We start from the raw sequence: 21,488 nt of genomic DNA on the forward strand, positions 1-21,488 counted from the left end.
TTTTTTTATTCATACTTTATTTAGAACAATCTAAAAAAATATGCTTACTTCGATAAATCACGACCACGGCTGGCTTCAATCGCCAAACGTAGACCATTTAAACGGATAAAACCTTCAGCATCTTTTTGATCATAAGCACCGGCATCATCTTCAAAAGTGGCGATTTTTTCATCAAACAGTGAATCGTCTGACTTACGGCCGACGACGCTAACCGCGCCTTTGTATAATTTGACGCGTACGGTACCGTTGACATATTCTTGTGATTTGTCAATCAAGGCTTGTAGCATCATGCGCTCAGGGCTAAACCAATAGCCGTTATAGATAATTTTAGCGTAACGTGGCATCAGCTCATCTTTTAAATGCGCCGCTTCACGGTCAAGGGTTAATGATTCGATACCGCGGTGGGCTTTTAACATAATGGTACCGGCTGGGGTTTCATAGCAGCCGCGTGATTTCATACCGACATAACGGTTTTCGACGATATCCAAACGGCCAATACCGTGCTTACCGCCAATCTCATTCAGCTTAATCATTACTTCATAAGGCTTAAGCGCTTCGCCATCGATGGCAACGATATCACCTTGTTTGTATTCTAATTCTAGATATTGCGCTTCGTCAGGTGCTTCTTCTGGACTGACTGACCAGCGCCACATATCGTCTTCTGCTTCGGCGTATGGGTCTTCTAAGATGCCGCCTTCATAAGAGATATGCAGTAAGTTGGCATCCATTGAGTACGGAGATTTTTTCTTATTGCCGGCATAATCGATAGCGATGTTATGTTCTTCAGCATATTTCATCAAGCTTTCACGGCTTGATAAATCCCACTCACGCCACGGCGCAATGGTGACCACGTCAGGTGATAAAGCAACGGCACCAAGCTCAAAACGTACTTGGTCATTACCTTTACCAGTCGCACCATGACTGATAGCATCAGCGTTATGCTCTTTAGCAATTTCAACCAAACGCTTGGCAATCAAAGGACGCGCGATAGAAGTCCCGAGCAGATACTCGCCTTCGTAAATGGCATTGGCGCGGAACATCGGGAACACATAATCGCGGGCAAACTCTTCACGTAAGTCTTCGATATGGATATGCTTGATACCCATCGCTTCAGCTTTGGCACGCGCCGGCTCAACTTCTTCACCTTGACCGATGTCAGCGGTGAACGTAATCACTTCTGCATCATAGGTTTCTTGTAGCCATCTGGCGATGATTGAGGTGTCAAGACCGCCGGAATAGGCCAAGACGATTTTATTAATATTTTTTGGATCAAGCTGAGCCATGAATAACTCCTAATATAAGAATTTATTATCGAATACATTTAATGAGAAATAAAAATGCGCAGGATAGGATGAAATAAATAAAAAATAGATTGCCTGCTCAGTGTACATCATATTTACGAGCGGCAAAAGTATCAGCGCCATTCGGTGCTAGGTTTTCACCGAAAATTAGCATGAATGCATACATAGGCGCTGGTTACTTATCAACGAAATCATAACGCTTTTATGTACAGATATTTCGCCGCATATTTAGTCAAGTAGGCAAATCTGTTATGATAGCAGCTCAGCTAGACTCCCTTTTACTGCCGTATAAAGATATAGAGCGCGAAGATACTATGACCGATTCGATTAGAGAATTAACCCTGCTGCAGCCAGATGATTGGCATATTCATTTGCGCGACGATAAAGCGTTGGCGACTACCGTTCCGCACGCCGCCCAGAGTTTTAACCGCGTCATCTGTATGCCAAACTTGGTACCGCCTGTTAAAAATATCGATGCGGCGCAAGCCTACCGTGAGCGTATCCTGCAGCATTTAGCAGCAAGCGATTTGAGTGCGGAGCGTAAAGCAGCTTTTGACCCACGCATGACCTTGTATCTTACTGATAACACCACCGCTCAGGATATCGAAATGGCGGCAAAATCTGGTATCGTGCAAGCGGTCAAACTCTACCCTGCTGGCGCAACGACCAACTCTGCCGACGGTGTCACCGATATTAATGCCTGCGTCGATGTCTTTGAAGCGCTGGAAAAATACAATCTACCACTACTGCTCCATGGTGAAGTCACGCATGACCATGTCGATATCTTTGACCGTGAAAAGCGCTTTTTAGACGAAGTATTGGCGCAAATCATCGTCAAATTTCCGACGATGAAAATTGTGCTAGAGCATATCACCACCAGTGATGCCGCCGATTTTGTTTTAGAGCAAGGCAATCAAGTAGCTGCGACCATTACGCCGCAGCACTTAATGTTTAATCGCAATCATTTATTGGTCGGTGGTATCAAGCCGCACTTTTACTGCCTGCCTATTTTGAAGCGTGAAAGCCATCAAAAAGTATTGTTGGATGTCGCCACCAGTGGCAATCCAAAATTCTTTTTAGGCACAGATTCGGCGCCGCATGCAACAAACGCAAAAGAATCGGCTTGCGGCTGTGCCGGCTGCTATAGCGCTGCTAATGCCTTGCCGCTATACGCCACTGCTTTTGATAGCGTAGGTAAAATCGACAAACTTGAAGGATTTGCCAGCCGCTTTGGCGCCCAGTTCTATGGTTTGCCATTAAATGACAGTACCATCACGTTGATAAACACGCCGATGCAAGTACCGACCCATTACCCTTACTTTGATGGCGCGTCGTTAACGCCCCTGTTAGCGGGCGAAACGTTACCTTGGTCTATTAAAGCTTAACAGCGACGATGTAAAATTGTCTGCCTGCCTTTATGCCATATCCTATGCTAGATCTCGCACTTTTGCTAGTACACTTAGCAAAAGTAAACCTCCTATCATAGGATAGGTATTTTTTATTTTATTCAATACCACAGCACGACTGATAAAAGCGATTTAACCTGATATGACCACTCAAAATGATGCCGACTTACCTAAACAAGATTTGGCTAATACAGACAATACCTGTCTTAATACTGCCCCAAGCGCCACTGCCAACAGCGCCAGCGCGACAGAAGAGCAAGCACCCATACGCTTAAAAGAGCGTTTTCGTAAGTTTTTGCCTGTTGTCGTCGATGTCGAAACCGCAGGCTTTAATGCGCAAACCGACGCCTTATTAGAGATTGCTTGTATTCCTGTGCTACTTGATGAGCAGGGTGTGTTTTATCCAGGTGAGGCATTTAACGCCCATATCGAGCCGTTTGAAGGCGCAAATCTTGAGCCAAGCGCGCTTGCCTTTACCGGTATTGATCCTAATAATCCACTGCGTAAAGCCATTGCTGAAGATGAAAAAACGGCGCTGCGCCGTATTTTTAAAGGCTTAAAAGAAGTACGCCGCGCTGAAGACTGCCGTCAATGCGTTTTGATTGGCCATAATGCCCATTTTGACTTAGCGTTTTTAAATGCGGCAGTGTTGCGTACCAACAGCAAAAACCATAATCCGTTTCACAACTTCTCAGTTTTCGATACCGTGACGCTGTCTGCGCTTGCATTCGGACAAACTGTACTCGCGCGTGCTTGTAAGGCTGCTGGGCTTGATTTTGATGGTAATGACGCGCATTCAGCGCTCTATGATACCCAAAAGACGGCTGAACTGTTTTGTCATATTTTAAATAGCTACCCGATGCTCGCGAACGCTATCCATAACGAGCAGAACAATACCGAGACAGCCGCTAACAGCACTGTCGATAGCAACGCTGACGACACCAAGTAAAATAAAGCATACGCCCTTTGCATTGTTAAACTCAATGAATAGTGTTATCTATAGCTAATCACCTATTATGGATTAGGTGAGCTTAACAAAAAGGGACTTTGCTATGGAACCACAGGTTAAATTATGGGCAACCATTATCGGTTACATGCTACTGGCGTTAACCATTAGCGCTTGTACGTCGTTGTGGATTCGGCATCATTTAAAACGAAAAGACCTACATCCACGGCGCGCGCTTAAAAAAAGATACTTAATTTCAAAAAGACGTCGAAAAAGGCTTGACAGCAAGCGCGGTCGCCATTAAAATACGCACCACTTCAGCATAAATGGTGAAAGCAGCTGAAGCGTTGTTACTAGTCCCCATCGTCTAGAGGCCTAGGACACCGCCCTTTCACGGCGGTAACGGGGGTTCGAATCCCCCTGGGGACGCCACTATTTGGCGTCACTTATTAGCAAATTTGCTGTACGGCATAAATAAGACTGATAAGCACACCAGCAAAACCCTACTCATAGAAATATGAGTGGGGTTTTTTATGCTTATTTTTTCACGAATACCTATAGTGAGCGAAAATTGATATCAGTAATACCGTAGCGTTTTTAGAATATTTTGACTATATCTGTTTTCCATCAATATCTATAAATACTCATAAATAAATCGAACGTGATTTATATTATTTTCTCGCAGCAAAAAGCCAGCACTGAATGCTGGCTTTTTAAATATCTACGCGTTCATTATTTAGAACAATTTACCAAATCTTATCGGCTAACATCAACCAAAGCAGCGCCAACACGATTAAGCCCGCTAAGACACTTTGAATTAAGAAAAACGCTTGATGCTGACCGACGACTTTACCTAAGGTCACCCCTAGCGTACTGTATTTTATCGGCTGGGTATCAAGCTCACCAGTCTTTTCTTGGTCTTCATAATAACCTTGCAGAATATCTAAAAATTGCTGCCAGCCATTAACTTCCCAAGTATGGGGCTTAAATGGCATAAAAGATTTTAGCTTTGGCTCATTCATCATCCAGCGCTCAAGAGTGATCGAGCGTAGCGACCAACCCGCAAAACGGCGCTCAGCAATCGCCGAAAAATCCAATATTTTTAAATCTTTATGTCGATCATCGACCAACAAGCGATTTTTCAGATTGGTCAACGCTTGTTCTGACCCTTCTACACATTGGAAAAAGTAGCCATTGCCGTAGCAAAGGATACCGGTGATGTTATCAGCTTGATTACGCTCAATCGCGACCTCTGCGATGTCATTAAGCGTACTCGCACTTGCAAGACCAGTCGACGTAATGTGGCTCAGATATACAAGCTGGCAGAGATCTGGCGTTACTGGATTTGTCGAATCATTCACTGTTGACAATCAGCTTCTCCCTATTATCAGGTAAATGTAGCTAAGACAACCATACTCATTTTAGAAAAAATAGAGCAACAAGGCATTTAGAAGTAACAAATTGGCTTGTTATATTATTGATTTATAAATGTTTATATTAATTGTATTAAGTTGGTTACATCATAGGCTAATTTCGTCATCAAAGCAATATATGTTTATTTTAAATGACTACTTATTAATACTAAACGTTGCTTTAATAAGATTTATATTCAACATATAGCATAAATAAATGCTTTTTTATTCAACAGTCGGTCTAAAATCTTAGAAAAATAAAGATGAAAAATGGATGCTATGAGAAGAGTCATCTCAATTTAGAACTTGAGAATAGAAAATTTATAGTGAAATACTTAGCAGGGGAAAGAATGAGAAATGCAAATAGTGACGGTGGTGAAAATCTTTTAAGACAATTGTGACTGGGCGTTAAGAATCGCGGTAAGCAGGATGGCGTCGTCAGGATAGGTAAGTTTAATGTTCTGCCGATTGCCAACGACCAAACGAATTGGCAGCGCTAAGTACTCAAACGCGCTTGCTTCATCGGTGATAGCAAGGTCATGCTCTTCAACATACGCCAACACTTCCCGCAGCTTAGCTAAGCGAAAGACTTGCGGCGTTTGCGCTTGCCACATATTACTACGCTCAAGCGTACGTTCAACATAAGAATGCTGTTTACCTTTAGCGCTATTAATAGCTTCGGAGACAGCGCTAGCGTGCTTATAGGACGCTGTATAGGATTGTTTTAGGGTATCTGCAACTGGGGTCGCTAAGATAGCGCCATACGGCTCTTGCAGCGCGGCTTTAATCACTTTATCAATATCTTGTTGAGGCACCGCTGGACGCGCGGCATCATGGATAAGCACCAAGTCTGAGTCATGCGCACCTGCCCTAATAAGCGCCTCTACCCCTGCTTGCACGGATTGCCAACGCTCTGCTCCACCGCTCGTATATTCAATAGGCAATGCAAAATTAAGCGTCTGCGCCGTATGATCATCTTTTGCAATCACCAATAAACACTGATCAATATAACGACTGCTCGCAAGCCGTGCCACGCTATGTTGTAACAAGGTCTGCCCTTGTAGCTTGGTATATTGTTTGGCGATTGATGCACCAAAACGACTACCGCGACCCGCAGCGACAATCATGGCATGTATATGTGGTGTGGTATTCATAAGGTGGTTTTGATTGATACTCATGGTCAGATTCCATGATGATATGACTGGATTGGATAAAAAGGAAGTTAAAAAAAATCGTACTTTAAATATAAGCAGAAAAAATTATAGGTAATCGTTTATTTTGGAGTAGATAGAATCAATAACGGCTATGGGTTGTCGGCGCTGTTGATACTTGTACAAAGGTTTCATTTGGCTTAATCAAGCCTAAATCTAAACGCGCGTGTTCCTCTACCGCTTCAAGGCCGGTTTTTAGATCATGAACGTCCGTACGCAGCAAGTTATTTGCCGCTACTTGATTGTCATTTAAACGCTGTTGTTCTTCAATCTGGGTCAATAATTTATGATGCTCAAATTGACCGTTTTCACCCAGCCAATACTGGTATTGCAGCCCTAACAGTACAGCGACCGCTAAAGCAAGTAAGATAAATTGGCTAAAATATTTCATAAAGTATTAACGCCAAGTGATAAAGGGATAATAATTAAAATCGAAAATTAGATTAACTTATTAGGCGCTATATCATCTTGCGAATGACAATATAGCGCTTAGCTTTAAGCCTAACTTTTCAACTACTTAGCTGATTAGCCACGTAAACCGATAAACTCTTCACGGCCACGGTAGCTTGCACGTACTTGTTGCTCGATACGTAGTAGCTGATTGTATTTTGCAACACGGTCTGAGCGGCATAGTGAGCCGGTTTTAATTTGTCCCGCTGCTGTGCCAACTGCTAAGTCAGCAATGGTGCTGTCTTCCGTTTCACCTGAACGATGCGAGATAATCGTTGCATAGCCATTTTTCTTCGCCAGATAGATCGCATCCAGGGTTTCTGATAAGGTGCCGATTTGGTTAAACTTAATCAAAATCGCATTGGCAATGTGTTTATCAATGCCTTCTTGCAAAATAGCAGGGTTGGTCACGAACAAATCATCACCAACCAACTGAACTTTATCACCAATCTGTTCAGTTAAGTATTTCCAGCCATCCCAATCTGACTCATCAAGACCGTCTTCGATAGAGATGATAGGATATTGACGCGTCAAGCCTACGAGGTAATCTGAAAAACCTTGGCTATCAAAGGATTTATTACCCTCGCCTGCCAAGATATATTGACCATCTTTATAAAACTCACTGGCAGCACAGTCTAGAGCCAAATGGATATCATCGCCAGCTTTATAACCGACTTGCTCAATCGCTTGCATGATAACGGTGATGGCTTCTTCATTGCTACGCAAGTTTGGTGCAAAGCCGCCTTCATCGCCGACGGCAGTATTTAAACCCTGTGCTTTTAGGACAGATTTTAAGCTATGAAAAATCTCTGTACCCGCACGCAGCGCTTCTGAGAAGCTGGTGAAACCAACCGGCTCAATCATAAACTCTTGGATATCAACGGTATTGTCTGCGTGCTCGCCACCGTTCAAGATGTTCATCATCGGTACTGGCATCGTTAATGATGTCTGATTGCGCAAGTTTGCGATATATTGATGCAATGGTAGGCTTTGTGACTGGGCAGCTGCTTTTGCCGTTGCCAAAGACACCGCCAACATGGCGTTAGCGCCAAGGTTGTCTTTATTTTCTGTACCATCGAGCGCAATCATAGCGTCATCAATCGCTTGCTGTTCAGTGACGTCTTTGTCCATCAGCGCGCTACGAATCTGGCTATTGACATTGGCAACGGCTTTTTTGACGCCTTTACCCATATAGCGACTTTGGTCGCCATCACGCAGCTCAAGCGCTTCACGTGAGCCAGTTGAGGCGCCACTTGGGGCAGCAGCACGGCCAATCGTGCCGTCAGCTAAGATGACATCAGCTTCAATCGTTGGGTTACCGCGCGAGTCTAAAATCTCACGAGCGCGAATGTCTATAATTGCGGCGACGTTGGTGGTTTCTTCAGCGTACATAATGTCTGTTAATTCCTATGGTCATGCCAAGTTTGAGGGATAAATAACGGCAACTACAATACAAAAAAGGTAAAACAAAATATCGTATAGCACTTATAGCAAAACCAACAATATCTATTCATATAATTGACTGGTTTCATGCCTTATTAAAGCTTCATCTAATACTTTAACTGTCAGCTATCGTGCTTGGCATCATAGCATAAATTTTGCCAAACTTCCCTTATCTTACCCCAACTTGCGCCCATAAAATGAAATATAGCCTGTAATATCAGCCATTAAAGAGGGGGTGCAATCCCTCTTAACAGCGACGATATGACAGGCGGTTTGGCATTTATGTTTTTGTTAAACGCTTACTGTCAGTCTGAGTATTAGAGACGGTGTTATTTAGCTCAACCTCGGTTTTGAAACGCGTCAGACGTAGCGCATTCATCAATACCGAAATAGAGCTCAGCGCCATTGCTGCAGCGGCAATCATAGGATTTAAAAAACCAAAAGCGGCAAGCGGAATACCTAGGCAATTATAGATAAAAGCAAAGAATAAATTTTGCTTGATATTGCGCACCGTTGCATTGGCAATTTTTTGCGCCGCATCAATATGCATGAGCGACTCACCCATCAAGCGTGCAGAGGCACTATGCTGGGCGACATCCGTACCCTCAAACATCGCAAAGCTGGCATCGGCGGTTGCCATTGCTGGCGCATCATTGACGCCGTCGCCCGCCATCGCCACTTTGTGACCAGCCGTCTGCAACAGGGCAATTTGGCTCGCCTTATCACGTGGGCTCATTTTACCGTACGCTTGCTCAATACCTAACTGCCCTGCCACATGGTCAACGACCGATTGCTTATCGCCACTCATCAAAATGACATTGATACCCGCATCTTGTAGCGCAGTAATTGCCTGCGGCGTGTCGTCTTTTAAATCGTCAGCTAACGCAAACGCGCCTAGCGGCTCATCGTTGATACTAATGGCGACAGTACTGGCAATTTGCCATACTTTTGGCATCAGTTTTGGCAGGGTTAGATTAGCAAACTCTGCCGTACCAACTTTTACCACACCTAAGCCTTCGATATTGGCTTGTATACCCGCACCTTTGATGACACTGATATCCGTGACAGTCATCAGTGGTAAGTTACGCTCGCTAGCCGCGTTAATCAACGCCGTCGCTAATGGATGGCTGGCGTGCGCCTCAACACTTGCGGCAATTTGCAGCACATCATCGACGGCAAGCGATTTATCCACCATGACCTGATCGACGATGGTTGGCTTACCGATAGTTAATGTGCCCGTTTTATCGAGTACCACGGTATCAATATTACCTGCCGCCTCTAAGCTTTGCGCGTCTTTGAACCAAACGCCATGACGGGCGGCGACACCCATACCGGCCATAATAGCCGCTGGCGTTGCCAAACCAAGCGCACATGGGCAAGCAATGACCAACACCGAAACCGCATGCATCAAGGCAGTATCAACCATACCCGTTAGCCACCACGTCAGCCCAAAAGTAACCAAGGCAATCGTTACTACCACAGGGACAAAAATAGCCGTTACTCTATCAGCAAGGCGCGCTAAATTGGCCTTTGAGCCTTGTGCATCGCTGAGCGCTTGTACCATATCACCGAGCTTGGTATCGCTGCCTTTCGCACTGACGCGATAGAGTAAGCTGCCATTTTCGACCAACGCCCCTGCTAGCAGTACATCACCTGCTTCTTTTTTAAGCGGTACGGACTCGCCGGTTAAATGACTCTCAACGCACCAGCCAGCACCGCTGATAACGACACCATCGGTTGCCACACGGCTGCCTTGTTTGGCACGCAGGATATCGCCTACTTGCACCGCTTGTAGCGCGACATTATGAAAATCACCATTTGGCTGTTGCTGCTCAACCTCATCAGGTGTTAGGGATAATAATAAATCAATACTGTTTAAGCTATGCTTTTTGGTGCGCTCCTCTAAATACTTACCCGTACGCACAAAGGCAATAACCATTACCCCTGCTTCAAAATAAACAGCTGGTCCGTGTCCGCCTGCATGCCCGCTTTGTAATAAGCTGCTTAACGTGCCATCGCCATGGGTCAGCCATAAATAAGTAGAATACGCCCAAATGGTTAGCGTGCCAATGACCACCAATACGTCCATATTGGCAAGACCACCTTTGATAGACGCCCACGCGCTTTTGTAAAATGGCAATGCCAGCCCAAATTGGACAATGGTCGCTAAGATAAACTGAATCCAAACAGGCGGCATCCACGCCATACCTTGCCCAACGAGCATGCCTGCCATACCAACCAAGAACGGTAGCAAACAAACCCACAGCGCAATCAGGCGCCATGGATAAACAGTTGCGGTATCTTCATCCGACTTAGCAAACAAACTATCAGCGGCCTGCAAATTGGCCACAAAACCAGTTTTATTCACCCATTCTGTTACCTGCTCAGGTGTGGTTTGCGTTGGATCATAATCGACGTTAGCCGTCTCGCCAGCGAAGTTAACATTGACTTCATAGACCGCCGGCTTCTTATTAAGGACTTTTTCAATGCGAGACGCACAAGCCTGACATGTCATTCCCTCAATCGCCAGTTGCAGGTGCGCACGCTTGGGCGCAAGCGGCGTATTTGACTGGATATCAGTCTCAACATCATAAGGATCATTGTTAGCGGTACGGGTAGCGTCATTCATAGAGAGAACTCGTTATTGCGTTAAAGCGCGTGATAGCGTTTAGATATTTAGGCATTCGTTTGCGCGGAAAAAAAGCTCAATAGCTTGATAAAGGTGTTAGACGAAAGCGTATTTGAATAGCCCTTTTCTAAACTTACTGGGATAAATACTAAATGGTTATGATTGGCGGTAATTCAACTTTTTCTATGCTTGCAACTCATCAAGAGCTATTGGCGTATAAATGAAAAGACATTAGTTATTGCTGCCTCGTTATTTTTTAGCCATTAAAAAAACCAGCCATGAGAGCCGGTTCTTTTATAAATATAAATAATCTTAAGAGTTAGCAACGGTGGCATCGAAACCTGCATCATCGATAGCAGTTGCTATCTCCTCGATAGCGGTCTTAGTGTCATCAAAGGTCACGGTCGCTAAATTATCAGCCAAATCAACAGAGATTGTCTCTACGCCGTCTATGCCGTCAGTCGCTTTATGTACGCTTGCCACACAACCACCACAAGTCATGCCATCGATATTAATGATTCTGGTTTGGTTTGCCATGAGAGGCTCCTTATTCTTATAACGGATTTTTTATTAGTGAATTTTTTATAATGTTCAAAAACTGCGTTTATAATGCTCTTTATACGCTTACTTATAAACACAGCATGCAACTAGCATAAGACGTATTACTGTTAACAACAAGTAAGTTTGGTTATAACTGTATTAATAAAGCCATGGATTTATACCAAAACGACAAGCCACACTTCCTATTTCTAAAACAAGAGTAAGCTGTAATCTCTAATCATGATAACGTGGGTTTTGCGGGGCATCGATAGGAAACGGTTGAGTCACGTAATCAACCGTGCTAATTGCTGCAACAAATGCATGCACCGTCGTTTTGGTATCATCATAATGGATAAATGCCATTCTGTTTTCAGGCTGTAGCTCAATTTCTGTGACACCGGTAATATTTTTTAGCGCCGTCATCACGCTCTCAAACCCTTCGGTATCATCGATATTCTCAATACTTACTTGTGCAACTTTAATCGCCATGATCTTATACCCTCGTCGTTTATAGCGTTTATAGCGTTTATAGCATTAATGCGTATCCAATACCTCAAAACCTTTGACCAACTCATCGATCTGCTTAAGTTGACGCAAAAACGGCTCTAACTGACTGGTTCGCAACGCACACGGGCCATCGCATTTTGCCACTTCTGGGTTTGGATGCGCCTCTAAAAACAAACCTGCCAAACCTGTCGCCATACCTGCACGAGCAAGGGTGGTGATTTGCTCACGGCGACCACCAGCACTGTCACTACGCGCTCCCGGCTGCTGCAAACTGTGCGTCACATCAAAAAACACGGGGATATTCATCTGCTTCATGGTATCAAAACCCAGCATATCGACGACCAAATTGTTGTAACCAAAAGCACTTCCGCGCTCACACAAAATCAGCTTATCGTTACCGCCTTCAAGGCATTTATTGACGATATGACGCATCTCGTGCGGTGCTAAAAACTGTGCCTTTTTGATATTAATAATCGCATCGGTTTTTGCCATCGCGTGCACCAAGTCAGTCTGACGCGATAAAAACGCTGGTAGCTGGATAATATCGGCAACTTCAGCGACTGGCGCTGCTTGATACGGTTCATGGACGTCAGTGATAATCGGCACTTGGAACTTTTCTTTAATTTGCCCTAGCCAATCGATACCCTGCTCTAGACCCGGCCCGCGATATGAATGTAAGCTTGAACGGTTGGCTTTATCAAAGCTGGCTTTAAAGACATAGCCGATGCCCAAACGCTGACATATGTCAACATACTGCTCGGCAATCTCAAACGCCAATTCTTTGGACTCTAAGACATTCATACCACCGAATAGTACAAATGGCTGGTCGTTACCGATATTAATCGTCTTGCCATTTGGCGTATTGAGCTTGATATGTGATTGCGCGGTTAATAAATGTTCCATGAAGTGCTGACCCTCATTATTGTTATTTACTGTCGTTATCAACAGCGTTTATTCATCTGACTTTTCCTATTGTAACCGATACCTCAATGAAAAAAAGTATCCAAGCGTAATTGATAATTTTAACTGCCTGATATAAAAGCTGTACCTATAAAAAATGTCATTAGAAAAGTCGGAAATCAAGCCAAAAAAAAGACCAATCAGAAGATCAGTCTTTTTATAGTTATTAAGCTGCTGTGCGATAACGATTATTTATTATCGCTATAGTTTCTTGCTGCTTTAACAAAGCTGTTAAACAGTGGATGACCACCGCGTGGCGAGCTGGTAAATTCAGGATGAAACTGTACGGCGACAAACCAAGGATGGTTAGGAATCTCAACCGACTCAACCAAATGCTGCTTAGCAGAATAACCCGATATCGTCATACCTGCTTGCTCTAATGGCTCGATATAACGATTGTTCATCTCATAACGATGGCGATGACGCTCAGTGATATTGGTTGAACCGTAAATTTGCGCAAGCTTACTACCCGCCACCAGTTCCGCTTGCTGCGCGCCTAAACGCATGGTGCCACCGAGGTCTGAATCATCGCTACGAATCTGCAATTCGCCGCGCTCATCCAACCACTCGGTAATCAAACCAATGATAGGCTCAGCCGCCGTACGATGGAACTCAGAAGAATTGGCATCGATATGTAGCACATTACGTGCGTATTCAATCACAGCCAGCTGCATACCAAGACAGATGCCCAGATACGGTACGTTGTTTTCGCGCGCATAGGTAATGGCTTTCATTTTGCCATTGGTACCGCGCTCACCAAAACCGCCCGGTACTAAAATAGCATCGGCATCGTTTAGACGAGCAAATAAAGCATCATCGGTTTCTAACAGCTCAGCGTCGATATAGTCGATTTTGACGTCGGCTTTATGAGTGATACCAGCGTGTAGCAAAGCTTCGTTGATAGACTTATAAGCATCTGGCAATTCAACATACTTACCTACCATCGCAACCGTCACTGCCGCTTCAGGGTTGAGCTGAGCTTCGACGACTTTATCCCAATCGCTTAAATCCGCTTCTGGTACATCAAGACCAAAACGCTCACAGATTAAATCATCAAGATCTTGCTCATGCAGGGTACGCGGGATTTGGTAAATACTTTGTGCATCTTCACACATGATGACTGCGCGCTCTTCGACGTTGGTAAATAACGCAATCTTGCGGCGATTGTCTTGTGAAATATGATGGTCAGAGCGGCAGATCAAGATATCTGGCTGCAAACCGATAGAACGTAGCTCTTTTACCGAATGCTGGGTAGGCTTGGTTTTGGTTTCGCCCGCACTGGCAATATAAGGCACCAGCGTTAAATGCATCAGCATGGCGCGATTGCGACCTAGCTCTACTTGCATTTGGCGTACCGCTTCCATAAAGGGAAGTGACTCGATATCACCGACCGTACCGCCAATTTCGATAATGGCGATATCATAGCCTTGGCCACTGGCAAGAATTTTACTTTTGATTTCATCAGTGATATGCGGAATCACCTGTACCGTACCACCCAAATATTCACCGCGGCGCTCTTTATTCAAAACGTTCTGATAGATACGGCCACTGGTGAAGTTATTGCTCTTACTCATCTTTGAATGGCGTAAAAAGCGCTCATAATAGCCCAAATCCAAATCGGTCTCAGCGCCGTCTTCGGTGACGAACACTTCGCCATGTTGAAATGGACTCATCGTGCCTGGATCGACGTTGATATACGGATCCATTTTGGTCATCGTCACGCTCACGCCACGTGCTTCAAGCACTGCGGCAAGAGAGGCTGCGGTAATACCTTTTCCTAGTGAGGACACTACCCCACCGGTCACAAATATAAACTTGGTCATAGTACTCTGTCGGTAATTGGTAAAGAAGGATTTTACTAAAAATACGTCACAAAATATAGGGCAAAAGCGCAAACTCTTTAAAACACTCAGTTTTTAACGCTTAGTCATTTTAAGTGCGTAGTCATCGTAAATACGTAGCTATTATAACCCACTGCAGCTTTAAAAAGGTCACAACAAAAAAACTCACCCCGAAGGATGAGTTTTTTATAATCAGATTCTAATGTTTAGATTAGAATAAGTATTCTAGACCACCACCGATAGCAATAGTTTCAACACTAGCAGTATCATCTTCAAGTTCATTCATACCAGCATAGGCGTGAGCAATCATATTTGGTTTATAAGAATACTTACCGCCAATAACGATTTGACTAGCATCAAGTCCATCTAAACCAAATCTATCTGAAGTATTAGTATACTGAGCATAGACAGAAGCAGGTTTTGCAAAGTTCTGTAAAGCCATTGAAGCGCTTACCATAAGACCTTTTTCATCTCCGCCAGTAGCGTCATAATCAGCTACTTGATATAGTGCACCAAGCGTTAATGGTAAAGAAGCAAACTTAGACATATCTACAGTAGTAGTACCACGGATTAAATCACCGCCGCCTTCAACGTTTAAATCTTTATCATAAGACAAGCCCGCTGTAAAGCCAGTACCTTGATCAAACATAGCTGAAACACCAAAACCGCTGTCACGGTCATCTTCATCACCAACGAAGGTTTCATCTGCACTATACATAGCAACAACTTGTAGTGGAAGACCGTTATACTTAGGTGCCTTCCAAAGGATAGAGTTGTTTCTACGACCACTGTCTGCCATCAAATCACTTTGGTTGTCAAACAAAGCATCTGAAACCAGTACGTTGTTGATATAGTCAGTTGATGAGGTATTACGACCAAAACGGAATTCACCATACTTATTGTTATTCAAACCAAGATAAGTATCACGACTTGTAAATGCTACATTATCGTCACCGTTATCACCATCAATTGCAATACCTGCTTCATACTGATAGATCACATCAGTATTGGCAGTTATAGCTTCAGAACCTTTGAAGCCTAGACGTGAAGAATTAGAGTTGATCTGTAGTGAATTAGCATCTTCATTTAAACCAGGAGCGTCAACTTCTTCATTAACATAGTCAGCAGTAACGAATGCTTTACCATATACGGTAGGTGCAGCTTGAGCAGCTGATACAGATAGGGCAGCGATTGCTGTAGCTAAAAGTAGTTTTTTCATGGGGGTATCTCCACTTTACAATTTTAGTAATGAGCGAGCTATTATTAGCCAGTGCCCAAAATGGTATCGTCACAAATCCTCAAAGATATAATGTGTAACTGGCTACCGAGATTAGTCAGAAACAAGTGTGGCGAAGTTCTATTACCGTAAGATGAAAAAAACCATGACTTACATAACTGGGATCGAAATCGTAACTGCCATGTAAACGTTGGTCTTTATCGCTCTGTTGCGTAACATCCGTTACCAAACTCATACTTCGATTACAAGCATAACAACTTTGACATAATTTGCAACATATTTTTAAGTCTTTGATGACGAAAAATCCTTAAACCCATGCTTAACCTAAGGTTTAACGATTATTTAGATAAAAACAAAAAAAACACCCCTACTCGCCATTGGCAAATAGGGGTAACTTTTATAAATAAATAAAAGAAATACACTGCTTTAAATATGCTTGAGTAATACTAAGTATTGAAGGACTACTTAACCATGGATAAGTAGCCCTTTAATGGCTTTTACAAATAAGGAGCTAGCAATGCGTATTGGCTTTTAAGTCTAAACGCGCTTGATGCAATAATGGCTCAGTGTAACCACTTGGCTGCTCACGACCTTTAAAGACCAAATCGCAGGCAGCTTTAAAGGCGTAAGAATTATCGAAGTTATTGGCCATTGGCTGATAGCCATTATCGCCCGCATTTTGCTCATCGACGACTTTTGCCATGCGCTTCATGGTATCCATGACTTGCTCTTCGCTTACCACGCCGTGATGTAACCAGTTGGCGATATGCTGACTTGAGATACGCAAGGTTGCACGGTCTTCCATTAGACCTACATCATTGATATCTGGCACTTTAGAGCAGCCAACACCTTGGTTTACCCAGCGTACAACATAACCTAGGATACCCTGAGCGTTATTATCAAGCTCTTGCTGCTTCTCTTCTTCTGTCCAGTTGCTATCTTTAGCCAATGGAATGGTCAAGATATCATCTAAGCTGGCACGCTCACGGGATTTTAAGCTGTCTTGCACGTCGGCAACATTGACCTCATGGTAATGCATGCTGTGCAAAGTAGCGCCCGTTGGTGATGGTACCCAAGCTGTGCTAGCGCCTGCTTGTGGATGGGTGATTTTGCTTTCCATCATCTCTTTCATCTCGTCAGGCTTCGCCCACATGCCTTTACCAATTTGAGCGTGGCCTTGTAGACCGGTCTCTAAACCGATATCGACGTTCCACTGCTCATAAGCTGGCTGCCATGCTTGCGATTTCATATCGCCTTTACGGACAAAGGGCCCAGCGTTCATACTGGTGTGCATCTCATCACCCGTACGGTCTAAAAAGCCCGTATTGATAAAGATAACGCGCTCTTTTGCTTGGCGAATGGCTTCTTTGAGGTTAACCGTCATGCGGCGCTCTTCATCCATCACACCAATTTTTATGGTATTACGCTCTAAGCCTAATAAGTCTTCAGCAGCGTTAAACAAATCGTTCGCCATTTTGACTTCATCAGGGCTGTGCATTTTTGGCTTAACAATATACATCGAGCCCTTGCGCGAGTTTGATAGCTCGTTTTTGCCTTTTAAATCATTTAAAGACAATAGCGGAGTAATCAAACCATCCATTAAGCCTTCAAAAATCTCTTCTTGACCGTTACCCAAATCAACCAAGATAGCCGGGTTTTGCATTAAGTGACCAACGTTACGAATCAATAGTAGCGAGCGACCTGGTAAGATAAGTGCGCCGCCATCTGGCGTGGTGTATTCGCGGTCTGGGTTTTGTTTACGCGTACGAGTTTTGCCGCCTTTTTCAAAGGTTTCTTGCAAGTCGCCATTCATCAAACCAAACCAGTTACGATACACTTCTACTTTTTCTTCGGCATCAACGGCAGCGATTGAGTCTTCGCAATCTTGAATGGCCGTGATAGCAGATTCAAGTAATACGTCTTTAATGTTAGCTGGGTCGTCTTTACCCACTGGATGGCTGCCATCGATTTGGATTTCAGCATGTAGGTTGTTGTTTTTTAACAAAATACCAGTTGGGCTTTCAGCCTCGCCGACAAAACCTGCAAACTGAGCGGCATCTTTTAATTCAGTGCTGCTGTCGCCTTGTACGACTTCAAGCTTGCCATCGACAACTTTAAAGCCAGTAGCATCAGTGTATGAGCCTGATGCTACTGCAAAGTTCTCATCTAAGAATTTTTTGGCATAGGCGACGACAGCGGCGCCGCGCGTTGGGTTATAGCCACCTTTGGCTTCTTGTCCGTTTTCATCGCTGATGACATCTGTGCCGTACAAGGCATCATACAAGCTGCCCCAACGAGCGTTAGTTGCGTTCAATGCATAGCGTGCGTTACGGACTGGCACCACCAACTGCGGGCCTGCGATATGGGCAATCTCGTCGTCGACGTTTTGGGTGCTGACTTTGAAATCATCACCTTCTGGTAGTAAGTAGCCGATTTCTTGTAAAAACGCTTTATAAGCTGGGTAATCAATATCGCCATTTTTGGCAGGATTGTCGAGATGCCACTGGTCAATTTGCTGCTGAATTTTGGCACGGGTCGCGAGCAGCGCTTTATTACGCGGCGTAAATTCTTTAATAACCTTTTCAAAACCTGACCAATAGCTGTCTGAATCAACACCGACTTTCGGCAGCACTTCGTTTTCAATAAAATCGAACATCTGCTTATCGATGGCAAGAATGCCTTTTTGAATACGATTGGCGTTAGAAGACTGGCTCATATTGTTATCCTTATCTGTTCGTGAAGTGTGTTAATCCCGGATTGCTATTATCTATATTGCTACTATTTAGTGCAGTGCAAAGCCAATGCTAGGGCGCTAAGCGTTACTTTTTGCGCTAGCATGGATAGTTGATATAATACCGATTGGCTAGCTATTAACTGATAATAATAGTAAGACAAGATATTCTAAAAGCAAAATCTCATCCTACTATCAAATAATGAAATAAACAAGGAAAGACCATTCACTAAGTAAATACTTAGGCTGTCTATAAATGATATCCTATAAGCCATATGGCTTTAGGTGCGGTCAATAGTCTGCTTAAGCGCTAGAATTGAAATGATGTATAAACCGTAAGTAATCATTACTACATTAAATTATGCTTAATAGTTATCTGTTAAGCCAAAGCATTTGAAAGTACCAAGCTTACCTGATTATCTATCATGCCAGAAATGCCAAGCGCCATTAAAAATATTTGCCGTTATAGTCGTTATAATAGCTCTCACTCTTAAGCCTTTTTATTATTGTTTAATAAATACTGCCTTACATCTACTCTTTAAAAAGTCCGAAAAACTATGACTATTACTACCCAAGAACTTGCAACGCTAACCCAAAATAATGACGCTGACGAAGACAGCTCTCAAGAAGACAGTGTCGATATCGCCCAATTAAGAACGCCACTAAAAGTAGACCTATCGCCTATTTATGAGTTTTTAGGCGCGCGTACCACCCAAGCTTGGGTCGATGCTGCCCTTGCGGATTTGCCGTTAATCATTCAAGACCATGCCAACTGCGAAAAAAAAGCGGCTGGTACGGCGATGAATTTAATCTTTCGTTATGAGTTTTCTTATGACTTACAGCGCAAATTGGCACAATTAATACGCGAGGAGATGCTGCATTATGAGCAAGTGCTTGGCATCATGAATGAGCGCGGGCAAGCATGGAAATATCTGAGCGCTGGACGTTATGCCAAAGGCATGCTCAAGCATAAACGCACTTACGAGCCAGCCGCGATGGTAGATGTCTTAATTATTGGGGCATTTATCGAGGCGCGCTCTTGTGAGCGTTTTGCGGCGCTGGCGGAAGTCATTAATGATAAACGATTGGCGAAATACTATCGCTACTTACTTAAATCAGAAAGTCGCCATTTTGAAGATTATTTGGCATTGGCGCAGTCTTTAGCTGAAGATAATATTGACGAACGTGTCGCCTTTTTTAAAGAAGTTGAAGCAGAGCTGATATCAAGTCCAGATACCGAGCTACGCTTTCATAGTGGTAACCCTGCTTAATTATCTAATCATCTTATTAATTTTCACCTAAAATAAAAAAGGTTTAACCGTTAGCGTATAAAACCTCACTAATAATTAAACCTTTTAAATACTGCAATCTAAAACGACATTACAAACTGTCAAGTTCTTATATTATTCAATCTTTTATTGTTCTGAAAGCCATTATTTATCGCTTTCGGTTATCGAAGTATCATATTGTTTGTGATTTTTTACCACATGATGGGGATCGTGGTCATCCGTCAACCGTTCTGCTTCTGCCGGATTGACCTTTTGCAGGGCATCGTCAGGTACAATACCATTATTGTCATCGGCATCTTTTAGATTAGAGTTATTTTCTGGATGATTCAGCTTTTGCTGATGCACATCAACATCCTTATCATTAACGTCCGTAGCATTAACGTTCTTGTCGTTTTGTATAGTCATAGGCCTTCTCTTTATAATTATAAGCATATAAAAAATAGCTATCTATATTTGCTAGCACTCTTAGCCACGCTAAACACCTTCAACCTTAACTATTAGAAATCTTTTTCGTCAGGATTTAGTACGCGTGTTTGCGCATTATCGACATTGGCATAGCGATTTAAATCGTTTATATCGGTGCTTTTGGCCGCTTCAGGCATGGTGGTATGCTCATTTATCCCTTCGTCGAAAGCATTACCTTCTTGATCGCGGCGATCTGGCTGACGCGCAGGATTGTCATTATCGTTGACGTGTTCTGAATTAATCACGCCTTCTTTAAAGGTGTATGTCCCTTTACTTTCAGTAATGCTATTGTCAATTTCAGTATGAGCATTAGCTGTATGAGCATCAGTTGTATTAGTATTAAAACTATTAACATCAGCGTCGTCTAGACGCGTCTTGGTTAAAGCGGGATCTTTGGTTGGCATATTTTCATTTTGCATCATGGTATCCTTATCATGTGTAATTATTATCATGTTCTGATCATATTAGATTATTGCGGTTATCGTTATTATTGTTGATCATTGAATTTCTAATATTGCTTACTTATTTGTAAATTAAACAACGGCTTAACGCGATTCATTACCTTTTTTCGATAAATCATAAGCGTTTAAATCCGCGACGTTTTTGCCGCCTGCTGGTAAGTCCTCTTCTTTACGAGGGTCGGAATATATCTCGTCCGTTTCCTGTGATTCTTGCTGTGGTCCATCAATATCCGGCTCGTACTTTCGACCTTTGTAACTGTCTTTAGGATTTTTTGGCTTTAATGCCGCTGGATCATCAATTAGTACCGGTTCTTCATCATTAGGTTGGGTAAAGTCTTTCATGGCGTGTCCCTCGCGTTTGGTGTAGAGCAGCAGATTAGTTTTATTATTTATCAGTCCGCAAATCATCTTCGATAAAAGGCGTTTTTTGCTCTTCGCTTAGATTTTCAGGTTTATCGACTTGCTTGTTATCGGTTAGGTTTTTTTCGATTTGTTGGCTATCTGCTTGTTCTGCCGCTTTTTTTACATCAGATGTGTCATTATTGGTATTACTCATGGTGCAATTCCTCTTATTTGTAATTTATTTATAATAAAATTGTACTAGCTATAATTAGCTTATCCTTGCTCGCTCTTTATAAATTATTGATATATAGACTGCT

General features: G+C 43.2%; 19 protein-coding genes and 1 tRNA gene. 4 read left to right on the forward strand and 16 right to left on the reverse strand.

Annotated elements, in window-relative coordinates; translation table 11 throughout:
- Positions 1 to 44: 44 nt before the first annotated feature.
- Positions 45 to 1,283, reverse strand: a complete 1,239-nt coding sequence (locus tag JMX70_RS02075) for an argininosuccinate synthase (protein ID WP_068407105.1) — start codon at positions 1,281 to 1,283, stop codon at positions 45 to 47.
- Positions 1,284 to 1,615: 332 nt separating this feature from the next.
- Here JMX70_RS02075 and pyrC point away from each other — a divergent pair, with 332 nt between their 5' ends.
- The 3 genes from pyrC to JMX70_RS02090 all read left to right on the forward strand — a co-directional run bounded on the left by pyrC (position 1,616) and on the right by JMX70_RS02090 (position 4,085).
- A complete protein-coding gene (pyrC, locus tag JMX70_RS02080; protein ID WP_201589659.1) occupies positions 1,616 to 2,686 on the forward strand; it encodes a dihydroorotase in 1,071 nt (356 codons plus the stop codon).
- Positions 2,687 to 2,849: 163 nt separating this feature from the next.
- A complete protein-coding gene (gene rnt, locus JMX70_RS02085) occupies positions 2,850 to 3,656 on the forward strand; it encodes a ribonuclease T (RefSeq protein WP_227671125.1) in 807 nt (268 codons plus the stop codon).
- Positions 3,657 to 4,009: 353 nt separating this feature from the next.
- Positions 4,010 to 4,085 (forward strand) — tRNA-Glu (locus tag JMX70_RS02090).
- A gap of 314 nt (positions 4,086 to 4,399) precedes the next feature.
- Here the strand turns inward: JMX70_RS02090 and JMX70_RS02095 are convergent.
- The 11 genes from JMX70_RS02095 to JMX70_RS02145 form a co-directional block, all read right to left on the reverse strand.
- Positions 4,400 to 5,014 (reverse strand): BLUF domain-containing protein, encoded by a 615-nt coding sequence (locus JMX70_RS02095; protein ID WP_227671156.1) that lies wholly within the window; start codon positions 5,012 to 5,014, stop codon positions 4,400 to 4,402.
- Between the two features lie 437 nt (positions 5,015 to 5,451).
- Positions 5,452 to 6,243 carry a 2-C-methyl-D-erythritol 4-phosphate cytidylyltransferase gene (gene ispD / locus JMX70_RS02100; protein ID WP_226928933.1) on the reverse strand — a complete coding sequence of 264 codons (792 nt, stop codon included), beginning with the start codon at positions 6,241 to 6,243 and terminating at the stop codon, positions 5,452 to 5,454.
- A 115-nt stretch (positions 6,244 to 6,358) separates the two neighbouring features.
- Positions 6,359 to 6,667, reverse strand: a complete 309-nt coding sequence (locus JMX70_RS02105; RefSeq protein WP_068407112.1) for an FtsB family cell division protein — start codon at positions 6,665 to 6,667, stop codon at positions 6,359 to 6,361.
- A 134-nt stretch (positions 6,668 to 6,801) separates the two neighbouring features.
- Positions 6,802 to 8,118, reverse strand: a complete 1,317-nt coding sequence (gene eno / locus JMX70_RS02110; RefSeq protein ID WP_201589167.1) for a phosphopyruvate hydratase — start codon at positions 8,116 to 8,118, stop codon at positions 6,802 to 6,804.
- A gap of 331 nt (positions 8,119 to 8,449) precedes the next feature.
- A complete protein-coding gene (locus JMX70_RS02115; protein WP_201589169.1) occupies positions 8,450 to 10,798 on the reverse strand; it encodes a heavy metal translocating P-type ATPase in 2,349 nt (782 codons plus the stop codon).
- Positions 10,799 to 11,110: 312 nt separating this feature from the next.
- Entirely contained in the window at positions 11,111 to 11,335 is a 225-nt protein-coding gene (locus JMX70_RS02120; protein WP_201589171.1) for a heavy-metal-associated domain-containing protein, read from the reverse strand.
- A 237-nt stretch (positions 11,336 to 11,572) separates the two neighbouring features.
- Positions 11,573 to 11,827, reverse strand: coding sequence for a hypothetical protein (locus tag JMX70_RS02125; protein ID WP_201589173.1), 255 nt, complete (start codon positions 11,825 to 11,827; stop codon positions 11,573 to 11,575).
- Positions 11,828 to 11,872: 45 nt separating this feature from the next.
- On the reverse strand, positions 11,873 to 12,748 hold the full coding sequence (kdsA, locus tag JMX70_RS02130) for a 3-deoxy-8-phosphooctulonate synthase (RefSeq protein ID WP_201589175.1): 876 nt from the start codon (positions 12,746 to 12,748) through the stop codon (positions 11,873 to 11,875).
- A 245-nt stretch (positions 12,749 to 12,993) separates the two neighbouring features.
- Positions 12,994 to 14,628: a CTP synthase gene (locus JMX70_RS02135; protein WP_201589178.1), complete on the reverse strand. Its 1,635-nt coding sequence runs from the start codon at positions 14,626 to 14,628 to the stop codon at positions 12,994 to 12,996.
- A gap of 229 nt (positions 14,629 to 14,857) precedes the next feature.
- The gene (locus tag JMX70_RS02140) at positions 14,858 to 15,865 is read right to left on the reverse strand and encodes a porin (protein WP_201589181.1); all 1,008 of its coding nucleotides are present in this window, start codon (positions 15,863 to 15,865) and stop codon (positions 14,858 to 14,860) included.
- Between the two features lie 529 nt (positions 15,866 to 16,394).
- Entirely contained in the window at positions 16,395 to 18,599 is a 2,205-nt protein-coding gene (locus JMX70_RS02145) for a malate synthase G (RefSeq protein ID WP_201589183.1), read from the reverse strand.
- A 572-nt stretch (positions 18,600 to 19,171) separates the two neighbouring features.
- Here JMX70_RS02145 and miaE point away from each other — a divergent pair.
- Positions 19,172 to 19,885: a tRNA-(ms[2]io[6]A)-hydroxylase gene (gene miaE, locus JMX70_RS02150; protein WP_227671126.1), complete on the forward strand. Its 714-nt coding sequence runs from the start codon at positions 19,172 to 19,174 to the stop codon at positions 19,883 to 19,885.
- Positions 19,886 to 20,047: 162 nt separating this feature from the next.
- On the opposite strand, the gene JMX70_RS02155 is transcribed toward miaE, so the two are convergent.
- From JMX70_RS02155 to JMX70_RS02170, 4 genes are all read right to left on the reverse strand, one after another.
- Positions 20,048 to 20,308 (reverse strand): hypothetical protein, encoded by a 261-nt coding sequence (locus tag JMX70_RS02155; protein WP_102077668.1) that lies wholly within the window; start codon positions 20,306 to 20,308, stop codon positions 20,048 to 20,050.
- A 92-nt stretch (positions 20,309 to 20,400) separates the two neighbouring features.
- The gene (locus JMX70_RS02160; protein WP_227671127.1) at positions 20,401 to 20,787 is read right to left on the reverse strand and encodes a hypothetical protein; all 387 of its coding nucleotides are present in this window, start codon (positions 20,785 to 20,787) and stop codon (positions 20,401 to 20,403) included.
- A gap of 126 nt (positions 20,788 to 20,913) precedes the next feature.
- A complete protein-coding gene (locus tag JMX70_RS02165) occupies positions 20,914 to 21,171 on the reverse strand; it encodes a hypothetical protein (RefSeq protein WP_201589186.1) in 258 nt (85 codons plus the stop codon).
- A 43-nt stretch (positions 21,172 to 21,214) separates the two neighbouring features.
- Entirely contained in the window at positions 21,215 to 21,385 is a 171-nt protein-coding gene (locus JMX70_RS02170) for a hypothetical protein (protein WP_180952588.1), read from the reverse strand.
- Positions 21,386 to 21,488 lie beyond the last annotated feature (103 nt).

This window comes from Psychrobacter pulmonis, from assembly GCF_904846465.1.
Classification (GTDB): Bacteria; Pseudomonadota; Gammaproteobacteria; order Pseudomonadales; family Moraxellaceae; genus Psychrobacter; species Psychrobacter faecalis.